Origin of the sequence: Achromobacter sp. NPDC008082, from assembly GCF_042957345.1 — a bacterium.
Taxonomy (GTDB): domain Bacteria; phylum Pseudomonadota; class Gammaproteobacteria; order Burkholderiales; family Burkholderiaceae_B; genus Achromobacter; species Achromobacter kerstersii_A.
In genome coordinates this window covers 444,315-458,200 of sequence record NZ_JBIBIB010000007.1, presented here as the reverse complement: position 1 = coordinate 458,200, position 13,886 = coordinate 444,315, and the positions used below count along the sequence as shown (strand labels likewise).

General features: G+C 64.4%; 12 protein-coding genes. 3 read left to right on the top strand and 9 right to left on the bottom strand.

Annotation, left to right across the window (positions count from 1 at the left end; genetic code table 11):
* The 6 genes from ACFZAI_RS28190 to ACFZAI_RS28165 all read right to left on the bottom strand — a co-directional run bounded on the left by ACFZAI_RS28190 (position 1) and on the right by ACFZAI_RS28165 (position 8,813).
* Positions 1-1,458 carry a DUF1254 domain-containing protein gene (locus ACFZAI_RS28190; protein ID WP_391570149.1) on the bottom strand — a complete coding sequence of 486 codons (1,458 nt, stop codon included), beginning with the start codon at positions 1,456-1,458 and terminating at the stop codon, positions 1-3.
* 117 nt (positions 1,459-1,575) lie between these two features.
* A complete protein-coding gene (locus tag ACFZAI_RS28185) occupies positions 1,576-2,886 on the bottom strand; it encodes a DUF1254 domain-containing protein (RefSeq protein ID WP_391570148.1) in 1,311 nt (436 codons plus the stop codon).
* A 412-nt stretch (positions 2,887-3,298) separates the two neighbouring features.
* Positions 3,299-4,195 (bottom strand): oxidoreductase, encoded by an 897-nt coding sequence (locus ACFZAI_RS28180; protein ID WP_391570146.1) that lies wholly within the window; start codon positions 4,193-4,195, stop codon positions 3,299-3,301.
* A gap of 415 nt (positions 4,196-4,610) precedes the next feature.
* Positions 4,611-6,350, bottom strand: coding sequence for an acetyl/propionyl/methylcrotonyl-CoA carboxylase subunit alpha (locus ACFZAI_RS28175; RefSeq protein WP_391570144.1), 1,740 nt, complete (start codon positions 6,348-6,350; stop codon positions 4,611-4,613).
* A gap of 16 nt (positions 6,351-6,366) precedes the next feature.
* Positions 6,367-7,977 (bottom strand): 5-oxoprolinase/urea amidolyase family protein, encoded by a 1,611-nt coding sequence (locus ACFZAI_RS28170; protein WP_391570143.1) that lies wholly within the window; start codon positions 7,975-7,977, stop codon positions 6,367-6,369.
* Positions 7,978-8,045: 68 nt separating this feature from the next.
* Positions 8,046-8,813, bottom strand: a complete 768-nt coding sequence (locus ACFZAI_RS28165; protein ID WP_391570142.1) for a LamB/YcsF family protein — start codon at positions 8,811-8,813, stop codon at positions 8,046-8,048.
* A gap of 206 nt (positions 8,814-9,019) precedes the next feature.
* On the opposite strand from ACFZAI_RS28165, the gene ACFZAI_RS28160 reads away from it, so the two are divergent.
* Complete coding sequence (locus ACFZAI_RS28160; RefSeq protein WP_054426776.1) at positions 9,020-9,688, top strand: GntR family transcriptional regulator; 669 nt, start codon at positions 9,020-9,022, stop codon at positions 9,686-9,688.
* Here ACFZAI_RS28160 and ACFZAI_RS28155 read toward each other — a convergent pair.
* Positions 9,655-11,103: a PepSY domain-containing protein gene (locus ACFZAI_RS28155; protein ID WP_391570141.1), complete on the bottom strand. Its 1,449-nt coding sequence runs from the start codon at positions 11,101-11,103 to the stop codon at positions 9,655-9,657. The genes ACFZAI_RS28160 and ACFZAI_RS28155 overlap by 34 nt on opposite strands.
* A gap of 150 nt (positions 11,104-11,253) precedes the next feature.
* Positions 11,254-11,769 (bottom strand): DUF2946 family protein, encoded by a 516-nt coding sequence (locus ACFZAI_RS28150; protein ID WP_391570140.1) that lies wholly within the window; start codon positions 11,767-11,769, stop codon positions 11,254-11,256.
* A 216-nt stretch (positions 11,770-11,985) separates the two neighbouring features.
* On the opposite strand from ACFZAI_RS28150, the gene ACFZAI_RS28145 reads away from it, so the two are divergent.
* Both ACFZAI_RS28145 and ACFZAI_RS28140 read left to right on the top strand, forming a co-directional pair.
* Entirely contained in the window at positions 11,986-12,369 is a 384-nt protein-coding gene (locus ACFZAI_RS28145; protein ID WP_391570139.1) for a hypothetical protein, read from the top strand.
* Positions 12,370-12,380: 11 nt separating this feature from the next.
* Entirely contained in the window at positions 12,381-12,608 is a 228-nt protein-coding gene (locus tag ACFZAI_RS28140; RefSeq protein ID WP_391570137.1) for a hypothetical protein, read from the top strand.
* 128 nt (positions 12,609-12,736) lie between these two features.
* Here the strand turns inward: ACFZAI_RS28140 and ACFZAI_RS28135 are convergent, their stop codons facing one another.
* Positions 12,737-13,459: a ribonuclease activity regulator RraA gene (locus tag ACFZAI_RS28135; protein WP_391570135.1), complete on the bottom strand. Its 723-nt coding sequence runs from the start codon at positions 13,457-13,459 to the stop codon at positions 12,737-12,739.
* Between the last annotated feature and the right edge of the window lie 427 nt (positions 13,460-13,886).

Sequence of the window (13,886 nt, the reverse complement as noted above, 5' to 3'; positions counted from 1 at the left end):
TCACTTCACCAGTTCGATATCCCCCGGCTTCCAGCTCTTGTCGAAGGCGGCCGGCTCAGGGCCATAAATGCGGATGTAGGCAAACCAGCCTTTGCCGGGCGGCGTTTTGATCCACCGGCCCTCCCCGCCTTTGGGCGCTTTCGGCCCGAAGTACAGGTCGACGGCTTTGGTTTTATCCACGTCTTTCAATTCGAACAGCGAGCGCAGCGCCGCCATGTCCTGGTCTGTCTGGACTTGCGAACGCGTTGCGGCGTCATACACCGTCACCGACCAGAACAGCTTGCCCGGCACGGGCTGGGGAATCGTCAGCTTGTACTGTTTGCTGCCATCCAAATAGGCGCCCTTGCTGTCGCGCGCGCCCAGCCAATACAGCGAGCCCGCGCCGGCATCGCGCCGGAACATGGCGGGCGACGCCACGATGGCTTGCGCGAACCAGCGGTCGCGCGCTTCCAGGTCGATGCCTGCCGGCGTTTCAAATTGCGCGTTGGTCGGCACCAGGCCCGCCCACTCCCATTGGCGATCCGGCCAGTTCTTGCGATCTGGGCGGGTGCTGGCGAAGGCGCTCACCAGCATCTGGTCGCGGCCCTCGCGCGCGGCGCGCGTCAAGATGCCTTTGGTGCGCGCATCAGGTTGGAAAGGCTTGCCCTTTTCGATACCCAGTTCCGACAGCAACCCATACATGGGCAAAAATTCGGGAACACGCGCTTCGGCCTGGATGATGCCGTTCAGCCGTTCCCAGAACTGGAAATTGTCTTCCCAGCGCAACGAGGTGCTGTCCATCGCTTTTTTGGACGTGTCGACAACGGACAGCGGTTGCGGGTTATCGGCGCTGGCCAGCGGATAGATCTTGATGTTGCGCAGGCCGTCCAGCGCTTTCTGCAAATCGCCTTCGGCGGGCAAGGCCCGGACGGCGACCAGGTTCTTGAAGGTCTTTGAGTGGCCAACGTAGTAGCCCTCGGGGATCTTGCCGGTGTAGCCGGGCGGCAGCACCAGATGCTTGCCGCCTTTGCCCGCATCGGGACCGGGCAGGCCCATGTCCAGCACCCAGCCCTGGTTGTGGTCGTCTACCAGGCCGATGAACGGGCCCGGGGGCAATTCGATCACCATGGGGCCGTCTTTCAAATCCAGCACGCCTGAACCGTACGGCGTATCGGAATTAAGCGTGAAGCCCACCTGGCGCGGGCCGGTGGCGGCAATGCCCCACTGCTTGCCGTCTTCGATGCCGACGGCGCGGTTGCCATTGAAAATGCCTTCCACGGACACGGTGGGATACCAGAAGCGGTACGCCACGATCGCGCGCTGCAACGCGGCGTCGTCGCGCGCGCGCTGGCTGGCCTTTTCTGTGGGGAAGCCCTTGTTGAAGGGATAGGTCGGCGGCGCGGCGGCGGGGTCCGCGGCATACACGGGCAGGCCCGCGGCAAAGCTCAAACCCAAGGCGGCCAAGAAAGTGCGTTTCATCGTTTCATCCCAGATTGAGTGCGTATGCGGCCGCCGAACCGTCGCGTGGCGCAGGCGGAATCCGCAGAGATCGGGCCAGGACGCGCGCAGGCCAGGCCCGCGCGCGTTTTCGGCTTGCTACTTCAGCTTCTCCACGTCGCCGGGTTTCCAGCTTTGGTCGAAGAACGGCTGCTTCGGCCCATACAGCCGCAGGATCACGAAGAAGCCCGAGCCGGGTACGGTTTTCAACCAGTTCTTGCCGTGTCCCGCGGGTTCCGTGGGGCCGAAATAAATGTCTGTCGACCCGTCGGGATTCACGTCGGGCCGGTCCATGGTGTTGATGGACGGGAACGGCTGCCCGTTGGCCAGGCCCGCTGCGGTTTCGGGCCGATACACCGTGACGGACCAGAAGATGCCGGCCGGAATGTCCTTGGGCAGGTGAAGCCGGTAGGACTTGCCGCCCGACAGCGGATCGCCGTCGGCATCCCGGAAGGCGACGGGATACTTGGCGCCCATGCCCGCCATGTTCACCGCCATCGCCGGGCTGGCGGAATACGCCAATGCGAAAAAGCCCGTGCGCAGATCCAGGTACTTGAACGAAGGCCCGGTGAATTCGGTATTGACCGGGAACGGATTCACCCATTGCCGGTCGGGATACCAGCGCGTGTTGGGGACGATGGGCGGAGGGTCGTAGGCAATTGCGCGGCCCATGCGGTAGGCCGTCTTGCCGGCCTTGTCCAGGATTTCCCGCGTGTGGGCGTCGGGGTTGAACGGCTGGCCTTTGATGATGCCGATGCTGGCGAGCATGCCGCGCATGTCGGCGTCGACGGGGTCGACGTATTCGCTGTCGATGAACCGCGACAACATATCGAAAGCCGCGCCATCGGTGGGGTACAGCATGTTGGGCGATGCCTTGGACCCATCCGGAAACTGCATGGGTTTGGCCGACGCCTCTTTACCCAGCGGATAGATTCGGGTGCGCGTGACCAGGTCGACCGGGTCGCCGAGATTGGCGGGGTCTTTGAAGAATGCGCGCCAGAAAACGAAGACGTTATAGGTGCGCGATTTATAAACGATGTAGCCCTTCGGGATCTCGCCTTGGTAATCGGGTGGAATGACCAGGTACTTCGCGCCCTTGCCCTTGTCGGGGCCGGGCAAGCCGACGTCGCCGCACCAGACATCCTTGGCGTAGGGTTCGGGATACCAGGTTTGTTCCGCGACGGGCGCCGGGTTGCAAATGGGGCGTTGGAAGAAGTCGTCAAGAATGCCCTGAAGACCGGGCGGCACGTCCAGCACCATAGGCCCATCCTGCTTCAGGTCCAGGTAGCCCATGGCGTAGATGACGTCCGAATTCGGCGTCGTGACCAGCGTGTTGGCGTTGAGCCGTTCTTTCCACACCGGAAGGATGTTGTAGCCCTTGCCGAACAGCCGTTCGGACCCTTCCTTCATGGCGTAGATATTCAGCGCAGGTTGCGCCCATAAATAGCTTTGGACGGCCCGCTGAAAAAGCAATTCGTCTTTGAGCGCCGCGGAATCCGCTTTGGATAAATACCCTTCTTGCAAGGGAATCTGAGAGAGCTGATCGTACCGGGAAGCGGCGCTGGAAGATTTATCAGACGGGGCCGAACCGCAACCCGCAATCAGTGAAGCCACCGCCAATGTCGAGCAAATTGCCTTGAGCGCCATACGTGGTTCCTTAACAATGAAATTGATAAGTCACTTCGACGTGCTAACTGCCAAATGCTAAATGCCAATACCGATTGCCAATACCGAATGCCAAAACCGAATGCATCGATAAAATCGCGAGTCAGATTATCACGATCCCTCACAAAAATCCGATCAAATACGGTCACGCGACAGGTCAGCCCGGCCCATCGCTCGATGCGGCAAGAAGCGGCACCAGGATGTCGCTGATCGGCGTCGGTACGCCGTGAGCCCGTCCGCGACGTGCAATGACGCCGTTGCGGATGTCCCATTCCAGCGGCCGGCCGGCTTCGCGATCTGTCAGGATGGACGTGCCCATGTCGGCCGGCGACGCCTGAAACTTGTGCAGGATTTCCTGCGGCACCTGATCGCCCAATTCAGCGCCCTCGGCGCGGGCGACGGCCAGGCATTCTTCCAGATAAGCCAGGGCAAGTTGGGCGATGTCTGGCCGGCTGAACATTCCTGAACGCCGATGCGTCAGCGCCATCAGCCCCGCCACCGCGTTCTGCATCAGCTTGCGCCAGGCCTCGGATGTGAAGCTTGCGGTGACGTCTACGGCGCATCGCGTATCGCGCAGCGTATCGGCCACCCGGCAGGACGCCGGCGTGTCCGGCAGGCTAAGCCGCACATCGCCCCGCAAGCGCACCGAGCCATCAGGCTGCGCCTGCGCGGGGAACCACACCACAGCGGGAACAATCGTCGCGTGCGGGGCATGCAAGGCGACCGTCTCCAACTGCTCTACCCCGTTTTGCAAAACACATACGATGGTCTGCGGACCGCACAATGCCGCAAGCCACGGCGACGCGTGCTCGACCTGTGTCGCCTTGACCGCGAGAAACACCAGTTCAACTTTGCGACTGATTTGGTCAGGATCGGTACGCACCGGCCCGGGCACGACGATGCGGCGATCTCCGTCCAGAAGGGTCAGGCTTTCGCGCGGCGTGCGGCCGCAAAGCAATGGCATGCGGCCGGCCTCGTGCAACGCGGCCGCAACCGTCGTCCCGATGGCGCCCGGGCCGATGATGGCGACGGTGGTTTGTGTGGTGGTTTCCATCTTCGTTGTCGAGAGCGTGTGACAACGTATTCTAGTAGGCACGCGTAGGCACGCGTAAGCCTGGCGCCGTCCAACACTTATTGTTTTGCCGACAACGCCTGGGCCAACGCCGCCTTTGCGCGTTCCGCCGCCTGCGCATCGCCCCGCGCCGCCAGCACTTACTGCGCGGAAAACCCGTGTACGCATATCGCGATTGCCGAAGCGTTGGATGGCAAGGCAATCGACTGGATGGAAAAAGTCAGCGACGCGCAGTACGCGGTGCGATAAACCGAAGATCGCAGATCTTCAAGCGCGCTTTCCGCATCCGATCGTGCATGCGACGTTGGCTATGGCCGATACAGCCGCAGTGCACACGCTGGCGGCCCAGGCGTTCGAGCGCCTGGGCAAGATTGATGTGGTGATCTGCGACGCCGGCTCAGTCGATACGGCCAATCGGCGCGCCCGCCGCCACCGCCTGCCCCGGCGCGGCTTCGTGCTTGAGCACGCCGTCGCGATGGGCCAGCACCTGCATTTCCATCTTCATGGCTTCCATTGTGGCGATCAGCTCGCCTTGCTTGACGGTGGCGCCGTCATCAGCCTTCCAGGCCTGGATGGTGCCCGCAATGGGGGCCGCCACGCTTTGCGCGCTGGCCGTGGCGGCATTGGCTTGGGCTTGGGCTTCGCCTGCCGCCGCAGCGCCCGCCGATTGCAGACCGCGCAGCAATTCGGCCGGAAGCCCGAGCGACACGCGCTTGCCATCAATCTCCACCGCCGTGCGGTGCAGGTTCACCTCACCCAACGGCGCCGGACGCACCGCGGCTTCCAGGTCGTTGGCGAAATCGGTTTCGATCCAGCGCGTATGCACCTTGAAGCTGGCGCCATCGCCCAGGAAGTCGTCATGCGCCAACACCGCGCGATGAAACGGCAGCACCGAGGCCACACCGTCGATACGGAATTCAGCCAGGGCGCGGCGGGCGCGGGCAATGGCTTGTTCACGCGTGGCGCCCGTGACGATCAGCTTGGCCATCAGCGAATCGAACGTGCCCGGAATGGTCGAGCCCGATTCCACGCCGCTGTCCACCCGCACGCCCGGGCCAGACGCCGCAGCGAACGTCGTGATGCGGCCCGGCGACGGCAGGAAACCACGGCCCACGTCTTCGGCATTGATGCGGAATTCAATGGCATGGCAACGCGGCGCGGGCGCGGCGTCGATTTGCAGCGGCAGGCCATCGGCAATGCGCAGCTGCTCCACCACCAGGTCCAGCCCGCAGGTTTCTTCGGTGACGGGGTGTTCCACTTGCAGGCGCGTGTTGACCTCCAGGAACGAAATGGCCCCCGACGCGCTCAGCAAAAATTCCACAGTGCCAGCGCCCACATAGCCGGCGTGCGCGCAGATGTCGCGCGCCGATGCATGGATGCGCTGACGTTGGTCGTCAGACAGGAACGGCGCGGGCGCCTCTTCCACCAGCTTCTGGTTGCGGCGTTGCAGCGAGCAATCACGCGTGCCCAGCACCACGACCTTGCCGTGCTGGTCCGCCAGCACCTGCGCTTCGACGTGGCGCGGGTGGTCCAGAAATTGTTCGACGTAGCATTCGCCACGGCCAAAGGCGGTAACGGCTTCGCGCACGGCCGACTCATAGAGTTCGGCCACGTCTTCCATGCGCCACACAACCTTCAGCCCGCGGCCACCGCCGCCAAACGCCGCCTTGATGGCGATCGGCAAGCCGTGTTCTTCCGCAAACGCCAGCACGTCTTCGGCGCCATTGACGGGGTCGGCCGTGCCTGCCACCAGCGGCGCGCCGACTTCCAGCGCGATCTTGCGCGCCTGGACCTTGTCGCCCAGACGTTCGATGGTTTCCGGCGACGGGCCGATCCACGTCAGGCCCGCGCCGATGACGGCGCGCGCAAACACCGCGCTTTCCGACAGAAAGCCATAGCCCGGGTGCACCGCGTCGGCGCCACTGCGGCGCGCGGCGGCAAGCAGTTTGTCGATGTTGAGGTACGTGTCGGCCGGGCGGTCGCCGTCCAGGCCGTAAGCCTCGTCGGCCATGCGCGCATGCAGGGCGTCGAAATCGGCATCCGCGTAGACGGCGACGGACTTCACGCCGTAGTCGGCGCAAGCGCGGATGATGCGGACGGCGATCTCGCCACGGTTGGCAATCAGGACTTTCTTCATGGCTGGCTAGGTCTGGTTAATTCGTTGTGACCGGCGCGGCGGGGACATCAACCGGGACGAAGTCGGAAACAGGGTTGAAGCGCACACGCGCGCCAATGGGAATCTGCGCGGCGCGGTCCAGGTGCCACGGGGCAACGGAACCGATCACCGGGTAGCCGCCGGTAAGCGGATGGTCGGCCAGGAACAGCACGGGCTGGCCGCTGGCCGGCACCTGGATCGAGCCTTTGCGCGTGCCCTCGCTGGGCAGCTCGGCGTGGTTGGCGCGTTGCAGCGGCGTATCGCCATTCAGGCGGATACCGACGCGGTTGGATTGCGGGGTGACGGTCCAGGCTTGGCGCGACAACAACGCTACCGCATCGGCGTCGCACCAATCGGTGCGCGGCCCCAACACCACGTCCAGCACCACCTCGGTGTTCTGAACGGGCAGATCGGCCGCGGGCAATTCCGGTGCGCCCACGATCGCGCCCTGCCCGGCCGGCAGAATGCCAATGCGGTCGCCCGCGGCCAGAGGCTCGGGGCCGACGCGGGCCAAGGTATCGGTGGAACGGCTGCCCAGCACGGGCTCGATATCAAACCCGCCTCGCACCGCCAGGTAATAACGGATGCCGGCCTCGGGCTGGCCCAGCGACAGCGTGTCGCCGTCGTTCAGCGCAATCGCTTGATGGCCCGGTACGGACCAGCTGGCGCCAGATGCATCACGCAGCGTCAGTTCGCCACGCGCGCCCGTCACGGCAACCACGCACGCGCCGTGCGCACGCATCTGGAAGCCGCCGTAGACAATTTCAATGCAGGCGTCGCCGGGCGCATTGCCCACGAGCCGGTTGGCGGCGCGCAGCGCACCGCGATCCATCGCGCCTGATGCCGCAACGCCTTGGCGCGCCTGGCCGGGCCGGCCCAGGTCTTGGAATACGGCTTGCAGGCCGGACGCCACCACTTCGATTGCCGGCGATCCGCCAGCCGTGCGCGGGGCGCTGGCGGATGCGGTGGCGGCTGGCGTTTCCAAAGCGGCAGGCAACGGGCCGGCATCGATGAACCGGACGCGGTAACCGGGTTGCAGCAAGGCGGGCGTCTCGCGCGACAAGTCCCACATGGGGGTCGGGGTGACGCCAAGAATCTGCCAGCCGCCGGGGCTGGCTTGCGGATAGACGCCGCTGAAGGTGCCCGCCAACGCCACGGCGCCCGCGGGAATACGGGTGCGCGGCGTCTTGCGGCGCGGCACATCCAGGGTGGGGTCGCCACCGCTCAAGTACGCGAAGCCCGGCGCAAAGCCGGTGAACGCCACGCTGTAGGTGCCGCCCGTGTGCCGGCGCACGACCTCGTCGCGCGTCATGCCCAGCAGGCCGGCCACGTCGTCCAGATCTTCGCCGTTGTAATGCACGGGAATTTCAACGAGCTTGCCGTCGCGGGCGACATGGCCGCTGGTGTCGCGGCTGCCGATGTCGGCAATCAGCGCGTCGCGGCTCACGGCTTCGGGGCGGAAGATGACCAGCACGGTGCGCGCCGCCGGCACCAGCTCGGTCACGCCATGAATCGGCTGAGTCTGTAGCGCGGCGAACAGGGCCAGCGTCTGCTCAAGATCATCAAGCTCAACGAGCAGCGCATCGGTGTTTACGGGCAAAAAGCGCACGCAGTCTCCTAGACGGAAATTTCCGGGGCAACGTCAGGGGTCAGTGGGAAGTGGCGGCAGATAAGCGTTCAAGCCGCGTCAGCAAACGATTGGATGGCCACGCCCGCTTGCTCCAGGCGGCGGCGCAATTCACGCGCCATGTCCACCGCGCCGGGGCTGTCGCCGTGCACGCAGATGGAATCCGCTTGAACGCGCGTCAGGCTGCCGTCGACCGCTTCAACAACGCCCTCTTCCACCAGACGCAGCATACGCTGCGCCACCGCTTGCGGATCATGCAGCACGGCGCCCTTTTCGCGGCGCGACACCAGCGTGCCTTGCGGCGTATAGGCGCGGTCAGCGAAGGCTTCGGCCACCACGCGCAAGCCGCGTTCGCGCGCCAGCGGGATCAACGGCGAACCGGCCAGCGCCACCAGAATCAGCGACGGGTCGATCTCCAGCATGGCGGTGATGACGTCGTTGCCCTGGCGCGCGTCGTGCGCAATGGTGTTGTACAGCGCGCCATGCGGCTTCACGTAGCGCACCGCAACACCGGCTGCGGCGGCCAGGCCTTTCAGGGCGCCGATTTGATAGATGACATCGGCAATGAGATCGGCGCTGGCCACATCCATATTGCGGCGGCCGAAACCGGTCAGGTCGGGATAGGACACATGCGCGCCCACGGTCACGCCATTGGCGGCGGCCGCTTTCAGTGTGGTCAGGATGCCGGCCGGGTCGCCCGCATGAAAACCGCAGGCCACGTTGGCGCTGGAAACCACCTGAAGCATGGCGGCGTCGTCGCCCATGCTCCAGGCGCCCAGGCTTTCGCCCAAGTCGCTGTTCAAATCAATGCGTGCCATGTCACTATTCTCAATTCACCGGCGGGTAGACAGCTGTAGAACGGAAGTTACAGTTGTGTTCTACAAAACGGATTGAATGGTAGATCAGAACAGACTGTACTGCCTATCAGTATTTGCCCCAGCACAGTACGAAAAAGGCAACATTGAGGGGCAAAATGGCAGGCGTGTCGGATACACTCCGGTTTTGCCCCCGCCCCATCGTGCCCATGATTGATCCGAACGCGCACCAGACCCTGACCGATAAAGTCACTGAACAGATCCGACGCCGATTGATCAATGGCGAGTTCGCGCCCGGGCAACGCTTGTCCGAAGCGACGCTGACGCAGAGTCTGGACGTATCGCGCAATACCTTGCGCGAAGCGTTCCGCAACCTGACCAAGGAAGGCTTGCTGACGCATTCGCCCAACCGGGGCGTGGCGGTGGCGGTGCCCAGCATGGCGTCCATCATCGACATCTACCGCGTGCGGCGCATGATCGAATGCCAGGCGTTGGCGCAGGCGTACCCGCACCACCCGGCGCGCCAGCGCATGCGGCAAGCGGTGGACAACGCGCTGGCCTGCCGCGAACAACAAGACTGGACGGGCCTTGGCACCGCCAACATGGCCTTTCACATGGCCATCGTGGAACTGGCCGACAGCGACCGCCTGAACGCCATGTTTTCGTTGCTGCTGGCCGAACTGCGGCTGGTCTTCGGCTTGTTGCAAGACCCGGAATTCCTGCACGCGCCCTACGCCGAAATGAATGCGCGCATCTTGCGCTGGGTGGAAGCCGGTGAGTTCGGCGTGGCCGCCGATGCGCTCAAGGACTACCTGGCGCAGTCCGAGCGCATCGTGCTGGCCAGCTATGCGCGGCGCGTGGGCGGCGACGGCGGCTGAACGCGCCATGAGCGCAAGGCGTCCACCACCACAAACGCCAGCAGGCTCACGCCCATCACGGGCAGGCACCATCCCAAGGCCACGGCCAACGCCACTGCCGTGATGCGGCCTGGCCACGACAGCCCCGCCCAGGCTTGCGTCAGCGTCTGCCCCGTTGCGCCCGCCGCCGGCCGGCGCAACCACCACATGCGATAGCCCAGCACGATCATTACGGTCAGCGCGATGCCGATGGCGCCCATCAGCAGCTGATTCGGCCAGCCGAACAGAATGCCCATGTGCATATCCACGCCCCAGCGGATCAGCTTGGCGATCAGTGGAAAGGTGGCGAAGTCGGCACGGCTGGTGATGGTGTAGGTGGCCGGATCAATCGCAATGGTGTCGACCTGCGTCGGCCAGGAACGGTCCACTTCACGCACCGTCCACGCCTGGTCCGCCGTGCGCGGCGGCCGGATTTCCAGCTGATTGCTGTCAATGCCGCCTTGGCGGGCCGTCTGCAAGATGCGGTCGATATCGCCCGCCGCGGCTGGCGCCGGCATGGACATCGACGCCATCCCCGCCATGCCGCCATGATGATGCGCGTGTTCGCCGCCCGCCTGCGCAGGCGCGGATTGGCCCGGCGCCTGCCCCGCCACCGGCAGCTTCAACGACACCGACGGCGTGATCCAGCCCAGTTGCGCGCGCAGTTGGTCCACGCGTCCGCCCGCCCAGTTCGACCACGTCAAGCCAGTGGCCGACAAGAACATCAGCCCGGCCGCCAGCCACAAACCCAGCAGCGTATGCCAGCGCCGCGTGCGCAAGCGGGGGCTGCGCGCGGCGTTGGCGGCCGCGGCGCGGCGGCGGCCCGCCAGCCACAGCACCAGCCCGCCCAACGTAGCCAGCCACATCCAGGACGCGGCCAGTTCGCTGTAATTGCGGCCCAATTCGCCCAGCATCAGATTGCGATGCAGGTAGTCCAGCGTGGTGCGAAACGGCAAGGTGCCGCTGGTGCCGTAGACGATCATGTCGCCCTTGATGTCCAGCGTGGCCGGGTCCACGAACAGGGCGCGGCTTTCAGAATCGCCCAGCCCCGGCTGCGTGAACATGACGCGCGTGGTCTCGCCCGGCCCCGGCGCGGGCCGCACGGCGAACAGGCGCGGCCCTTCGCCGATACGGGCGCGCGCGGCGTCGACCTGTTTGGCTAGCGGCTGAGCCGGCCCGGTGGACGACGTGCGGAGTTGGTCTGCGTAAAGCAGGCTTTCGATCTGGGGCGTCAGCACGAACAGCGTGCCGGTCACGGCGGCCACCAGGATGAAGGGGCCAACGAACAGCCCGATGTAGAAATGCAGGCGGGTGATCAGCGCCAGCACGGCGCTGCGTCCCGCCGTTTGCGCGCGCGCAGGCGCGGCAGCGGGGGAATCCAGAGTTTGGGTGGACATGGAAGCCTCGAATGCAGATGTCGAATACGGATGCCGAATACGGATGCCGAATATGGATACCAAATAGGAATTCGATCCGGGTTTCAGATAGGACGGCGCCGCCCTGCCCGGGCGGCCGTCATGTGCGCGATGTGCGCACAACAGAAACGGTTATTCGAAAATCGAGGGAGGCGCCCGCTGCCCCAGCGGCGGCCCTGCAGCGGGCATGGGCGGACGCGGGCTGTCCGCCAGGAACGGCTCCTGGGCCAGCCAACGCAACAGCACCGGCGCCAGCGCGGCAAGCGGCGGCACGTTCAATACCTGATGGGCGCTTAGCCCGAAAGGGCACTCTTGCCCCGCCCAGCTCGTGTCGCCATGGCCTGCGCCATGGTCATAGTGGCCATGGTGTGGGGCTAACTGCGGGTCCAGCTGCCGGTCTAATTGCGGGTCTAGCTGCGGATTTTGATGCGGGTTTTGCTGCACGGACAGCGCCTGAAGCGCCGCCAGCGTCCCGCCGCCCGCCGAGCAAAAGCCCAGCGCCAGACGGCCTTGCCGCAACGCGTCCGCATCCGGCATATAACCCACCGGCACCCACGCGCGCGCCACCAGCAACAGCAACAACAACAGCCGCCCAACATCGGCGGCGGTGGCAAAGCGGGGAAATCGACAGGAAAAACCGGGTCGCATGCGTCCTATCCATGGCGCCAACAAATGCCCGCGCCAAGGCGGCATTTTACTCAGGCTGCCCGGCTGCGCCACTCGTTGCATTCTGCTTGCGGTTGCCCTCTTTCGAGCATAAATTGATCGAACCCGATTTTTCTCGACCGGCACATTTCGTGCCACCCGAAGAACTCGGCGTCGAAAGGTTGTTTTTTATCTTTTAAGCCCGCGAGGAGCGTTGCGATGAAAGTGAAACACCTGCTAGCCCCGACAGCCGTCGCGCTGTCTCTGCTGTTCACCACGCCTGGCGTGGCCCAACCCGCCGATCCTGCGCCCCTGGTTACGGGCAAGCAATGGACGGAATCAGACGCCAGCCACAAGAAAGCCTTCCTGCTGGGCGTGGCCAACCTGCTGCAAGTCGAACGCGCCTATCAGGAAAAGCGCAAGCTGACCGACACCCAGACCTTGGTTCCCCGGTTTGCGACCGGGCTGCAAAACCAGACGCTGGACTCGGTGCGCGATACGCTGGACAAGTGGTATGCCGCGAATCCCACCAAGCTTGATCGCCCCGTGATGGAGACGCTGTGGTTTGAAGTCGTCGCACCCGGCACGAAACGCAAGCCTTGAAGGAGCCCATCATGAAAATGATTCGAACACTAGCACTCGGCATTGCCATCGGCACGCTTGCCGCGTGCACAAACATGTCGCCCAAACAGCAAGGCACGGTGTCGGGCGCGGCCATCGGCGCGGCTGCCGGTGCGGGTATTGCCGCCATCGCGGGCGGCAGCGCCTGGACGGGCGCCGCCATCGGCGGTATTGCAGGCGGGGTCGCGGGCAATATCCGCGGAGGCAATTCGGGGTATTAACCCAGCCAGCGGTTGCTTGCACCCTTGCAGTTGATTGCGCCCTTGGTATTGCTTGCGCCCCTGTTATCGCTTGCACCCTCTCGCCCGGCGGCTGGATCTTTCGTGATCCGCGCCGGGCGATTTTGCTGCTAGTTCTGCTTTTCGCGCCACGCCTGGTACTTGGCCTGTTTTTCCTGATTGGGCGGGTACAGCCCGGGCAGTTTTTCGCCCGCTTCAACCTGCTGCATGATCCAGCCTTCCAGCCGTTCCTGCTCGATGGCGATCTCAACCACCTCGTCCAGCAGCGCCGCCGGAATCAGCACCGCGCCGTCGCGGTCCAGCACGATGACGTCATTGGGAAACACGGCCACGCCGCCGCAACCCACGGGCTCCTGCCAGCCCACGAACGTCAGGCCGGCGACCGACGGCGGCGCCGCCGCGCCGCTGCACCAGACGGGCAGCCCGGTGCCTGCCACCCCTTCCAGATCCCGCACCACGCCGTCAGTGACCAGCGCCGCCACGCCGCGCTTTTGCATGCGCGCGCAAAGAATGTCGCCAAAGATGCCCGCGTCCGTCACGCCCATGGCGTCGACCACGGCAATGCACCCTTCTGGCATGTCTTCAATGGCCGCCCGCGTGGAAATGGGCGATGCCCATGATGCGGGCGTGGCCAGGTCTTCGCGGGCCGGCACGAAGCGCAGCGTGAACGCCCGCCCCACAATCCGCTTGGCGCCCGGCGCCAACGGCTGCGCGCCACGCACCCACACGTTGCGCAAGCCTTTCTTGAGCAGCACGGTAGTCAGCGTGGCGGTGGTGATGCCCGACAGGGCCTGAACGACACGAGCGTCCAAGGGCTGGGGTGCAATCGTCATGATGCAAATTCTCCGGGGGTTGCCTTGAATGGAGCTTGATTGTGGCTCCAGACAAACCTCGGCACAACGTTGAATTTGCAGATTCAGAAAACGCTTTTCCTATATTGCGGACGGTTCGATCGCGGCATCGAGCCCGGGAATAGCGATTAACCGATAGGCTTATTTTTTGGGGACGCATGAGAATCACAGGAGTAGGCATAAACAAGCGCTTTCCTTGTGACTTTGAATGGTCCCCGTGTCCGTAATATCGCTCCCGCACGACCTTAATCGCTGTTTTATTCAAATTGATAAATGCACGATTGATTGAGTTCGATTGATTGAGTTCGGTTTTCGACACCCGGTTTCTGCACGATGAAAAATAAATAACCCGGCCGTGACGAACGTTAACGCTTGATTTTTTTGCTTCCGATGACCCGGCGCGGCGCCG

Bases quoted from the DNA above. Each gene is read 5' to 3' on its own strand.
- ACFZAI_RS28190 (WP_391570149.1), bottom strand. From the start codon at position 1,458: ATGAAACGCACTTTCTTGGCCGCCTTGGGTTTGAGCTTTGCCGCGGGC.
- ACFZAI_RS28185 (WP_391570148.1), bottom strand. From the start codon at position 2,886: ATGAAGGAAGGGTCCGAACGGCTGTTCGGCAAGGGCTACAACATCCTT.
- ACFZAI_RS28180 (WP_391570146.1), bottom strand. From the start codon at position 4,195: ATGGAAACCACCACACAAACCACCGTCGCCATCATCGGCCCGGGCGCC.
- ACFZAI_RS28175 (WP_391570144.1), bottom strand. From the start codon at position 6,350: ATGAAGAAAGTCCTGATTGCCAACCGTGGCGAGATCGCCGTCCGCATC.
- ACFZAI_RS28165 (WP_391570142.1), bottom strand. From the start codon at position 8,813: ATGGCACGCATTGATTTGAACAGCGACTTGGGCGAAAGCCTGGGCGCC.
- ACFZAI_RS28160 (WP_054426776.1), top strand. From the start codon at position 9,020: ATGATTGATCCGAACGCGCACCAGACCCTGACCGATAAAGTCACTGAA.
- ACFZAI_RS28155 (WP_391570141.1), bottom strand. From the start codon at position 11,103: ATGTCCACCCAAACTCTGGATTCCCCCGCTGCCGCGCCTGCGCGCGCG.
- ACFZAI_RS28150 (WP_391570140.1), bottom strand. From the start codon at position 11,769: ATGCGACCCGGTTTTTCCTGTCGATTTCCCCGCTTTGCCACCGCCGCC.
- ACFZAI_RS28145 (WP_391570139.1), top strand. From the start codon at position 11,986: ATGAAAGTGAAACACCTGCTAGCCCCGACAGCCGTCGCGCTGTCTCTG.
- ACFZAI_RS28140 (WP_391570137.1), top strand. From the start codon at position 12,381: ATGAAAATGATTCGAACACTAGCACTCGGCATTGCCATCGGCACGCTT.
- ACFZAI_RS28135 (WP_391570135.1), bottom strand. From the start codon at position 13,459: ATGACGATTGCACCCCAGCCCTTGGACGCTCGTGTCGTTCAGGCCCTG.